Below are 11,084 nucleotides of genomic sequence, written 5' to 3' on the forward strand. Positions count from 1 at the left end.
ACTTAGGTCAGCCCCTTTATTTCCAAGAAATAGGTTGTATGTTCCATATATGGTTAGCATATTCTCGAATCGTTCGGTCGCTTGAGAAATGTCCAGAATGAGCTATATTAATCGCACTCATTTCTAACCATTTATCGCGTTGCTGATAAACTTTCTCCACTCTTTCTTGTGTTTCCACATAAGCTGCAAAGTCTCTTAATAAAAAATATTGATCATTTTGCATTAACAGTGAATCATAAATTGGTTCAAAATGATCGTGTGCATTTGGGAAAAAGCCGTTTACTAATTGATCGACTACTTGTTTAATCCGTTTATCGTGATGATAGTATTCATAGGCTCGATAGCCGCCATTTTTATAATAACTCATTACCTCATCAGCAGTTAGACCAAATGTAAATATATTTTCTTCTCCGACCAGTTCAAGAATTTCAATATTCGCTCCGTCAAGTGTTCCAAGCGTAATGGCTCCGTTCATCATAAACTTCATGTTTCCTGTGCCTGATGCTTCCTTGCTTGCTGTAGAAATTTGTTCACTTACATCAGCGGCTGGAAAAATTTGTTCTGCTAATGAAACGCGATAATTTTCTAGAAAGATCACTTTCAACTGCTCATTGGTCTTCTGATCATTATTTACTTTTTCTGCTAGTGAATTAATGAGTTTGATAATCCTCTTTGCATAATAATAGCCCGGCGATGCTTTTGCCCCAAAAATAAATGTTCGCGGATAAATCGAAAAGCTTGATTCCTCTTTTAATCGGTTATATAAGTACATAATATGCAAAACGTTCAGTAGTTGCCGCTTATAAGCATGAAGTCGTTTTACTTGTACATCAAAAATTGATGACTCATCAACAACAATTCCTGTCTGTTCATAAATGCGCTGTGCCAGCATTTTTTTTCTTGTTTGTTTAATCGTTTCTAGATTTTTCTTAAATGAAGCATCATATGCATATGGCTTTAAATCAATCAATTTTTCCGGTTGCTTAATCCATTCATCACCAATCGCATTTGTAATAAGCTGAGAAAGTTGTGGATTTGCCTTCAACAGCCAACGCCGATGGGTGATACCATTCGTTTTATTATTAAATTTTTCCGGAAAAAACTCATAAAATAATTTCATTTCTCGATGCTTTAGAATGTCGGTATGGATTTTTGCCACTCCATTCACACTGTAGCTACCTGCAATAGCTAAATGCGCCATTTTTACTAGTCCGTGAGCGATAATCGCCATCTCCTCAATTCTCTTCCAATCTCCAGGATATCGATCCCACAAATCCCGGCAAAAACGCTCATTAATTTCTTCCACAATCATGTAAATACGCGGCAATAACGGTTGGAAAATATAAATCGGCCACTTTTCAAGGGCCTCCGATAAAGTGGTGTGATTCGTGTATGAAATGGTGTTCGTAGTAATATACCAAGCGTCTTCCCAGCTCATTCCCTCTTCATCTAGCAAAATCCGCATCAATTCTGGGATTGCTAATACCGGATGTGTATCATTGATATGAATGGACACATGTTTATGAAAATCGTATAAATGGCCGTGCTTATTGCGATACGTTCGAACAATGCTGCCAATGCTAGCTGCGACAAGAAAGTATTGCTGCTTTAAGCGCAATATTTTCCCTTCATCATGCGTATCATCTGGATATAAAAACTCAGAGATCGCTTCAGTCTCTCGTTTGTACTGCATAATATTTTTATGAATCGGAAACATCTTTGCAGGCTCTGCACTCCAAAGCCTCAGTGTATTTACTGTCTTCGTATCATAGCCAATCACTGGCATATCATAAGGCACTGCCATCACTTTTTCCACGTCAATATGGCGGAAGGTAAGACGCCCCTTTTCCTGTGAAACTTCTACTTTCCCCCAAAAATTTACTTCAACCGCTAAATCTGCTTTTCTCACTTCCCATACGTTTCCATTGCGCAACCATTGCTCCGGTAGTTCCACTTGATACCCATCGACAATTTTTTGCTCAAACAATCCATGCTTGTAACGTATCCCGCATCCGTGTCCAGGTAAATTTAACGAGGCAAGCGAATCTAAAAAACAAGCGGCAAGACGGCCAAGACCGCCATTACCAAGTCCTGCGTCCGCCTCGCTTTCTTCAATTTCTCTTAAATCAATCCCTATATCTTTCAGACCTTCTTCGACAACATCACGAATACCAAGATTAATAAGGTTACTGCCAAGAAGTCGACCAAGCAAAAATTCAATCGACAAATAGTACACTTGCTTATTGTTTTCAGCACGATTTTTCTCATTGGTTTGAATCCAATTTTTACTTATATACTCTCGAATCATATTCCCTAACGTATTATATTGGTCGCGCACAGTTGATTCTTCAAACCGCTTTCCATACATCATTTCCAGTTTTTTTAAAAAAGCCGCCTTAAATTCCTCTTTGTTAGAGAACATGACTTCCACTCCCGGTTGTTAATTCAGCATAAAGCTGATTGTATTTAAAAGCGGACTGCGCCCAGCTGTAATCTCGGCTCATTGCCTCCTTGACAAGCTTCTCCCACACTTCTTTTTGATAGTAAAACTCAATCGCCCGCCGAATCGTATACAACATGTCATGGGCATTAAAATTCGTAAAGCTGAATCCGTTCCCTTCCCCGGTGAATTCATTAAATGCTTGAACGGTATCATTTAAACCACCTGTTTCCCGCACAATCGGAATGGCCCCATATCGTAATGCAATTAACTGTCCTAACCCGCACGGTTCAAATTGTGACGGCATTAAAAAAAGGTCAGCACCTGCATAAATTTGATGAGCTAATTCCTCGTTAAATCCGATATACACTTTTACCCTGTCTGGATATGTAGCTGCCATTTCATTAAAGAAACTTTCGAACTCCCAATCCCCGGTACCAAGTACAATAAACTGCACATTCTCTGCAAGAATTTCATGAAACACACACTTCACTAAGTCCAATCCTTTTTGCTTCGTTAATCGAGAAACCATTGCAATAATCGGCACATCATCATCACTCGAAAGGCCAAAATACTGTTGCAGTGCATTCTTGTTAATTCCTTTGCGCGCAATCGTATGCTTGTCATATGGCACAGCAATATAAGGGTCTTTTTTCGGATTATAAATTTCATCATCAATGCCATTTAAAATGCCGATTAAATGATTTTTTCTTGCTCTTAATAGCCCGTCAAGTCTTTCGCCATAATATTCGGTTTGAATTTCTTCCTTATATGTCGGACTAACGGTCGTAATCATATCTGCAGAAACGAGTGCCGCTTTCATAAAACTTACATTTCCATAAAATTCTAGATGATCAATGGTAAAATAACGATCGCTTAAGTTTAATAAGTCTCCTAAAATTTCTCTTGGGAAAATTCCTTGAAACTGGAGGTTATGGATCGTAAATACAGTCTTCATATGTTCATAGAAAGAGTTTTGCTTATATTCCTCTCTTAATAAAAACGGAATCATCCCCGTATGCCAATCATGGCAATGAATAAGATCCGGTTTAAACGAAATGGCAGGAAGAGAATCTAATACCGCTCGACAAAAATACGCAAAACGCTCTCCGTCATCATAATGTCCATATAATGAATCTCTCTTAAAATAATATTCATTGTCGACAAAATAATAGGTAACTCCTTCATGCTCGAATGTCTCGATTCCGCAATACTGCCGCCTCCAACCAACTCTAACAATAAGCTGAGCAACCTTTTTCATTTGTTTTCGATAGTTTTCGGGAATAAAGCCATACTTCGGCAACATAACACGAATATCCGTGCCCAGCCGCTTTAACTCTTTCGGCAATGCCCCGGCAACATCGGCTAATCCGCCCGACTTGACAAATGGAACACATTCTGACACAACAAATAACACTTTCACTGATTCATCAACGCTCCTTGTACTGTTCCTTTTCGAATGACAAACGGTTGCTGCACTGTACCGTACAATGCCACATCGCTTTCAACTTTTACATCTTTATCAATAATCACACAATCTAACTCGCAGTTTTCACCAATTTGACTTTTTTGCATAATAATACTGTTTTTAATGACTGTTCCTTTGCCTACTTTTACGGCTCGGAAAATAATGCTGTTTTCAACATGACCTTCGATAATGCATCCATTAGCAACGATTGAATTTTTCACAACTGCTTCACTCGTATACTTTGTCGGTGGTTCATCTTTTACTTTTGTATAAATAGGGCGTGACTTGACAAATAACTGTTTCCAAATCATTGGATGCAACAATTCCATACTATGGGCAAAATAGTTCTCAATGGAATCAATAACTGCAACGTATCCACTATATTCATAATCACAAATTTTTAATTGATGACGATGGTCACGAACAACGTCAATAATGCTCCTATATCCTGTTTGGTTGCGATTTATAATTAAATCAAGAAGAAGAGAAGTTTCTAAAATAAACATTTCAAGTGATTTGCCTTGATGACGCACTTCTGTAATATCGCACTCGCTTTCAATATGGCGCTTGAGCACCATTTGATAGTCGATATTACAAACGGTATAACTGTTACAAATTAAGGCATATTTTTGCTTGCTTCGTAGAAAATAATCAATATGTTGTTCAAAATGCTCAAACGCTCCGACATGTTCATAAGGCATATTTAAATCTGGAGACGGAAAGAAAAATAATCCATCTCTCTTACGATTTAAATCCCAGTTCTTTCCCGATCCTAAATGGTCCATTAACGAACGGTATTGATATTTAGGAAAAATTGCAACACTTTCGATTCCAGAGTTAACCATATTCGATAATACGAAATCAATTAACCGATAACGTCCTGCAAATGGAATCGCTGCAACACAACGATTGAGCGTTAATGATTCAAGCGTATCAATATATTTGGTCGCATCAATGACACCAAGCATTGTTTTATTCACCGCTGCCCATCCTTTCCGGTTCCTGCTTTTCTAGTAACTCTTCTGTAACGAGAATAATTTCATCAAATGACTGCTCTGGTCGAATAATCGTACCATTAGGAATCTCAATATTTGATGGAACAATTGCTTTTTCGATATAAACATTTTCACCAATGACAGCGTCTGGCATAATCACAGAATCTTTGACGATAGAACCTTTACCGATATGAGCACCTTGGAATAGTACAGAATGTTCAACTGTCCCTTCAACAACGCAGCCCTCGTTAATCAGCGATTCCGTGACAATTGCATCATGTGCAATATATTGTGGCGGCTGATTGGGATTGACGGAATAAATACGCCATGAATAATCAAATAAATTAAGTTTACAATTTTCCTTTAATAAGTCCATATTCGCTTCCCATAAGCTTTTGACCGTGCCAACATCTTTCCAATACCCTCTGAAAGGATAAGCAACTAACTTTTTTTTCTCTTCCAATAAAAGTGGGATAACATCTTTGCCAAAATCATGACTTGATTCTGGATTGCGGCTGTCCATTTCCAAATATTCTTTTAAAATCGACCATTTAAAAATATAAATTCCCATTGAAGCAAGGTTGTTTTTTGGATTTGCCGGTTTTTCTTCAAATTGCAAAATTTCCATATTTTCATTTGTATTCATAATGCCAAATCGACTTGCCTCAGACCACGGCACTTCAATGACGGAAATCGTGACATCCGCATTTTTTTCAATATGATAATCAAGCATTTGCGAATAATCCATCTTATAAATATGGTCACCCGAAAGAATGAGCACATATTCAGGGTCGTATTGCTTAATATAATTGAGATTTTGATAAATAGCGCTTGCTGTCCCTGTATACCATTTTACTTCCGAAGACTCGGCATACGGCGGCAAGACAGTAACCCCGCCATTTTTTCTATCTAAATCCCATGCGCTACCAATTCCAATATAAGAGTTTAAAACAAGTGGCTGATACTGCGTTAACACGCCAACCGTATCAATTCCTGAGTTTGTGCAGTTGCTTAATGTAAAGTCAATAATTCGATATTTTCCCCCAAATGGTACTGCTGGTTTAGCAAGATTTTTTGTTAATGAACTTAACCGGCTACCTTTTCCCCCTGCGAGCAGCATAGCGACGCACTTCTTTTTCAGCATGATTGCTTCTCTCCCCTCGTTTTTTCATTGGGCGTAAAATCGTTATGCCAAATGGTGGAATAGTGAGGCTGATGTGATATGGCTTTCCATGGAACGGCTCTGCAACAGCGGCAATCTCCTTTTTATTCACTTGACCGGAACCGCCAAAACGTTCATCGTCACTATTTAATGCTTCTTTATACGTCGTAAGTAACGGAACACCAACTTTATAGTTGTGATAGACTGTATCTGTAAAATTACAAATGACCACAAGTAAATCATTAGCTGTTTTTCCTTTACGAACAAATGAGAAAATGCTTTGTTCCGCATTATTGACGTCAATCCATTCAAATCCCTCTGGAGAATGATCAAGTTCGTATAGAGATTTTTGACGCTTATAAAATTTCAATACCGCTTTAACATATGCATTCATTTTTTGATGCATGTCAAAATTAAATAACATCCAGTCTAATTGCTCTAAATCTTTCCATTCATCAAACTGCCCAAACTCTCCGCCCATAAACAATAATTTTTTCCCGGGATGCGTTGCTAAATAACCGTATAACAAACGCAGTTGGGCAAACTTTTGCCAATAATCCCCTGGCATTTTATTCAGAAGCGATTTTTTTCCATGAACAACTTCATCGTGAGAGAATGGTAAAATAAAGTTCTCAGAGTAAGCATATAGAAGGGAAAATGTCACTTTATGATGAAGAGACTTACGCTCGCTCGGATTGGCCTCCATATACGTAAGAATATCGTTCATCCATCCCATGTTCCATTTATAATTAAATCCTATTCCGCCTTCATACGTTGGAGATGTTACTTTTGGCCAATCAGTTGAGTCTTCTGCAATCATTAAAATCGTAGGATCATGAGCAAATACTGTTTCATTCAGCTTTTGCAAAAATGAGATAGCATACGGATTTTTATGTAATGCATCGCTGTTAGGCCAATATAACATATTTGCTACTGCATCGACACGAAAACCATCAATATGAAAATACTCCATCCAAAATAACGCGTTTGAAATAAGAAAACTGCGCACTTCAGGCTTCCCTAAATCAAAATTAGCCGTTCCCCATACAGGATTTTCTCTATCTTGCATATTGGCATATTCATATGTCGGTTCACCGTCAAACATATATAAACCGTGTGCATCTTTACAAAAATGTCCAGGAACCCAATCTAAAATCACACCAATTCCCGCCTGATGGCAGCGGTCGATAAATGCCATGAAGTCACGTGGTGTGCCATAACGGCTTGTTGCTGAATAATATCCAGTTCCTTGATACCCCCAGGAACGATCATACGGGTGTTCAACCACTGGCAGCAACTCAATATGCGTAAAGCCATGCTCTAATACATATGGAATCAGTTCATCCGCTAATTCTTCATACGTATAAAAACTTCCATCTTCTTTCTTTTTCCATGAACCTAAATGGACTTCATAAATAAACAAAGGCTGATGATATACGCTTTTTCGTTGTTTTTTCCGCTGCCATGCACGATCATTCCATTCATATCCGTCAAGATTGTATACAATTGATGCTGTATTAGGCCGAACTTCTGAATAAAAAGCATACGGATCAGCTTTTAATAATACTTGTCCATTTCTGGTAACGATTTCATATTTATATAGATGCCCTTCAAGATTTTCAGGAACAAAAATCATCCAAACACCTTGATCACTTATTTTTGTAAGCTTATGATTGGCACCATTCCAATCATTAAAACTTCCAACTAAGCGAACTTCTCTGGCGTGAGGAGCCCACACACAAAATCGTGTCCCCATCACTCCATTCTCACGAATAATATGCGCACCAAACAACTGATAACTTTTATAAAGAGTCCCTTCATGAAACAAATGAATTTCGAAATCAGTAGGATTGGCTGCTATCAAAAAGCATCGCATCCTTTCCTAAAATTTTTCACGACTGATACATATATTCAACAAATAAAGTTAAATTCCTTGATAAAAATTTTTATATTTTTTGACACCTTTCAACACAACTTCAATAACTATATATGGGAAAGAAAATCATTTTTAATATCCATAAAATTGTCATTTGCATTTTAGACAAAATCAACATATATTTATAATAAATATTTAATTATAATAATTATAAATAAAAGAGGTGCACTATGGTTCATTACGATTACGATTACCATCATCTTCCCCATGTGAAAGTACAAAGTAAATCAAAGAAAACACTTTGGATTACACTCCTATTAACTTTATTTTTTACCCTTATTGAGATTATAGGAGGCTTTATTTCCAACTCTCTAGCATTGCTTTCTGATTCAGCTCATATGGCATCAGATGTTTTGGCACTTAGCCTCAGTATGATTGCACTCTATCTAGCTGCACGACCACCAAATCAAAAATTTACTTTTGGATATTTGCGTTTTGAAATCATTTCCTCTTTTTTAAATGGACTGTCCCTAGCCGTTATTGCAATCGGAATTTTTATAGAAGGAATTCGACGCTTCATTCATCCTGAAAACATTGATTTTCAACTGATGATCATCATTGCTTCGATCGGATTAGTAGTCAACCTCGTATTAACGATCGTCCTTAGTCGAAGTACAAAAGAAGAAGAAAATTTGAACGTGAAAAGTGCATTATGGCATTTCATTGGAGATCTTCTCAGCTCGATTGGAGTCATTATTTCTGCTGTTATCATCTATTTCACCGATTTCTATTTCTTCGACCCATTAATCAGCATGGTCATCGGTGGAATCATCTTTACAGGTGGAGCCAAAATTATTCGTGAATCGTACCTCATTTTAATGGATTCTGTTCCAGAAAAGTTCAATCTTGATGAAATCCGCGCTGCCATCAATAAAGTAGAAGGGGTAGAGGATGTACACGACATGCACTTATGGGCCATTTCATCGGATCATTATTCGTTGACTGCCCATGTCTTCATTAACGAAAACATTCAACCTCTCTGCATCATCTTAGCCATCAACGAGATGTTGGAAAAAAAGTATGACATTAAACATGCGACGATTCAAATAGAACATGCCTCTCTTCACAACCATGGCGAATATGGAAAACAATTTCTTCGGTACAAAAGCAAAACATATGAAGGAGAGGCAATAAAAACGAGAAACAAGGCTACAGTGAACAGTAATTAAAAAATAAGGGAAATGGTGTAACCGACAAGTAAAATGGGTTCTTACGCTCTTTTGGTGAAAAGCAACATCATTGAGGATGAAAAAACATGAGGAGCCGATGAATCGAAAATGTTATAGACTGATTTTCTCAATGAGTAACCACATATCACCAAAATGGCGTAAGAACCTAAATTTGAACACTTTTTTCTAAGTAAACATATTCCCTTCGAAGTTTGGATTTACATTTACACGACTTAAATTCCTAATCCTTGATTGTAATAATGATTCCTCATCCTCTAGAGAAATGGCGTTTAAAGGTGTGCAGAGTTTAAGAGTGTTTATCTTTATATAAATTACCTACATCAATGAGGAATAGAAGGAAAAAGAGGACAAGTGAAGTCTAAAAAGATTCAAGGAACACAAGGAGATATTGAAAGTGATGGAGGAAATCGTAGAAAATGAGAAACTAGCTATAGGAAAATCAGAGAAAACGAATAAGGAAGCGATACATTCGCCTCCACGGTGTTGTCTTAAAGAAACATTCGTGAGCAACTTTTACTTTCAACCTAGGTATGAAAACGTCCTTAGTTGGAGCTTATTTTCACCAAAAACTAGGGACTACGCCAAGGATGAACACATCAAAAAAAGCGCCATGATTCAATCATGGCGCTTTGAGTGACCCGTACGGGATTCGAACCCGTGTTACCGCCGTGAAAGGGCGGTGTCTTAACCACTTGACCAACGGGCCATATATTAATTTTCTAACGCACTGGCGGAGAAGGCGGGATTTGAACCCGCGCGCCGTAAAGCCACGACCTAACGGTTTAGCAAACCGTCCCCTTCAGCCACTTGGGTACTTCTCCAATGGCTCCGCAAGTAGGATTCGAACCTACGACCTACCGGTTAACAGCCGGTTGCTCTACCGCTGAGCTATTGCGGAATATTTGTATGATGGGCCTAAGTGGACTTGAACCACCGACCTCACGCTTATCAGGCGTGCGCTCTAACCAGCTGAGCTATAGGCCCAAAACCTCATATGGAGCGGGTGATGGGAATCGAACCCACGACATCAGCTTGGAAGGCTGAGGTTTTACCACTAAACTACACCCGCACGCTTTTTATGGGGCGACTAGTGGGAATCGAACCCACGCATGCCAGAGCCACAATCTGGTGCGTTAACCACTTCGCCATAGCCGCCATCAATGGTGCCGGCTGCAGGACTTGAACCCGCAACCTACTGATTACAAGTCAGTTGCTCTACCAATTGAGCTAAGCCGGCATAAATGGTGGCTCGGGACGGAATCGAACCGCCGACACAAGGATTTTCAGTCCTTTGCTCTACCGACTGAGCTACCGAGCCGTCTATGACAAATGGCGGTCCCGACGGGACTCGAACCCGCGATCTCCTGCGTGACAGGCAGGCATGTTAACCACTACACTACGGGACCAATATATTATGTATTTGGTTGCGGGGGCAGGATTTGAACCTGCGACCTTCGGGTTATGAGCCCGACGAGCTACCAGGCTGCTCCACCCCGCGATGATATGATATTAATATGGCGGAGGAGGAGGGATTCGAACCCCCGCGCGCCTTTCGACGCCTCTCGGTTTTCAAGACCGACCCCTTCAGCCAGACTTGGGTACTCCTCCATATAATATAACTTAACATGGTGGACCTTGTAGGACTCGAACCTACGACCGGACGGTTATGAGCCGTCTGCTCTAACCAGCTGAGCTAAAGGTCCGAATCTAGTAGCGGCGGAGGGAATCGAACCCCCGACCTCACGGGTATGAACCGTACGCTCTAGCCAGCTGAGCTACGCCGCCACAAAACTATAATCTTGGTGGAGCCTAGCGGGATCGAACCGCTGACCTCCTGCGTGCAAAGCAGGCGCTCTCCCAGCTGAGCTAAGGCCCCATATTTCCTTATGATGG

The 11,084-nt window shown here is 39.4% G+C and carries 6 protein-coding genes and 14 tRNA genes; 1 reads left to right on the plus strand and 19 read right to left on the minus strand.

Annotation, left to right across the window (positions count from 1 at the left end):
• Positions 1–16 precede the first annotated feature (16 nt).
• Genes HNQ85_RS10360 through glgB form a run of 5 tightly spaced genes read right to left on the minus strand, consistent with a single transcriptional unit; the run spans position 17 to position 7,941 of the window.
• Positions 17–2,422 (minus strand): glycogen/starch/alpha-glucan phosphorylase, encoded by a 2,406-nt coding sequence (locus HNQ85_RS10360; protein ID WP_181537671.1) that lies wholly within the window; start codon positions 2,420–2,422, stop codon positions 17–19.
• On the minus strand, positions 2,412–3,863 hold the full coding sequence (gene glgA, locus HNQ85_RS10365; RefSeq protein ID WP_181537672.1) for a glycogen synthase GlgA: 1,452 nt from the start codon (positions 3,861–3,863) through the stop codon (positions 2,412–2,414). The genes HNQ85_RS10360 and glgA overlap by 11 nt, the downstream gene beginning before the upstream one ends.
• Entirely contained in the window at positions 3,860–4,888 is a 1,029-nt protein-coding gene (gene glgD / locus HNQ85_RS10370; protein ID WP_181537673.1) for a glucose-1-phosphate adenylyltransferase subunit GlgD, read from the minus strand. Before glgD ends, glgA begins: the two co-directional genes overlap by 4 nt.
• On the minus strand, positions 4,881–6,047 hold the full coding sequence (locus HNQ85_RS10375; protein ID WP_220129181.1) for a glucose-1-phosphate adenylyltransferase: 1,167 nt from the start codon (positions 6,045–6,047) through the stop codon (positions 4,881–4,883). Before HNQ85_RS10375 ends, glgD begins: the two co-directional genes overlap by 8 nt.
• Entirely contained in the window at positions 5,998–7,941 is a 1,944-nt protein-coding gene (gene glgB / locus HNQ85_RS10380) for a 1,4-alpha-glucan branching enzyme (protein WP_181537674.1), read from the minus strand. Before glgB ends, HNQ85_RS10375 begins: the two co-directional genes overlap by 50 nt.
• A 230-nt stretch (positions 7,942–8,171) precedes the next feature.
• On the opposite strand from glgB, the gene HNQ85_RS10385 reads away from it, so the two are divergent.
• Complete coding sequence (locus tag HNQ85_RS10385; RefSeq protein WP_181537675.1) at positions 8,172–9,170, plus strand: cation diffusion facilitator family transporter; 999 nt, start codon at positions 8,172–8,174, stop codon at positions 9,168–9,170.
• A 655-nt stretch (positions 9,171–9,825) separates the two neighbouring features.
• Here the strand turns inward: HNQ85_RS10385 and HNQ85_RS10390 are convergent.
• The 14 genes from HNQ85_RS10390 to HNQ85_RS10455 all read right to left on the minus strand — a co-directional run bounded on the left by HNQ85_RS10390 (position 9,826) and on the right by HNQ85_RS10455 (position 11,067).
• Positions 9,826–9,897 (minus strand) — tRNA-Glu (locus HNQ85_RS10390).
• A 22-nt stretch (positions 9,898–9,919) separates the two neighbouring features.
• Positions 9,920–10,012 (minus strand) — tRNA-Ser (locus tag HNQ85_RS10395).
• A gap of 2 nt (positions 10,013–10,014) precedes the next feature.
• Positions 10,015–10,089: transfer RNA gene (locus tag HNQ85_RS10400), tRNA-Asn, on the minus strand.
• 12 nt (positions 10,090–10,101) lie between these two features.
• Positions 10,102–10,175: transfer RNA gene (locus tag HNQ85_RS10405), tRNA-Ile, on the minus strand.
• An 11-nt stretch (positions 10,176–10,186) separates the two neighbouring features.
• Positions 10,187–10,260 (minus strand) — tRNA-Gly (locus HNQ85_RS10410).
• A 10-nt stretch (positions 10,261–10,270) separates the two neighbouring features.
• Positions 10,271–10,346 (minus strand) — tRNA-His (locus HNQ85_RS10415).
• 6 nt (positions 10,347–10,352) lie between these two features.
• A tRNA-Thr gene (locus HNQ85_RS10420) sits at positions 10,353–10,428 on the minus strand.
• A 5-nt stretch (positions 10,429–10,433) separates the two neighbouring features.
• Positions 10,434–10,509, minus strand: a tRNA-Phe gene (locus HNQ85_RS10425).
• A gap of 12 nt (positions 10,510–10,521) precedes the next feature.
• Positions 10,522–10,597: transfer RNA gene (locus tag HNQ85_RS10430), tRNA-Asp, on the minus strand.
• A 15-nt stretch (positions 10,598–10,612) separates the two neighbouring features.
• Positions 10,613–10,689: transfer RNA gene (locus HNQ85_RS10435), tRNA-Met, on the minus strand.
• A gap of 17 nt (positions 10,690–10,706) precedes the next feature.
• Positions 10,707–10,799: transfer RNA gene (locus HNQ85_RS10440), tRNA-Ser, on the minus strand.
• An 18-nt stretch (positions 10,800–10,817) separates the two neighbouring features.
• Positions 10,818–10,894 (minus strand) — tRNA-Ile (locus HNQ85_RS10445).
• A gap of 8 nt (positions 10,895–10,902) precedes the next feature.
• Positions 10,903–10,976: transfer RNA gene (locus HNQ85_RS10450), tRNA-Met, on the minus strand.
• Positions 10,977–10,991: 15 nt separating this feature from the next.
• A tRNA-Ala gene (locus HNQ85_RS10455) sits at positions 10,992–11,067 on the minus strand.
• Positions 11,068–11,084: the final 17 nt, after the last annotated feature.

It is taken from the genome of [Anoxybacillus] calidus, from assembly GCF_013760845.1.
Taxonomy (GTDB): Bacteria; Bacillota; Bacilli; order Bacillales; family Anoxybacillaceae; genus Paranoxybacillus; species Paranoxybacillus calidus.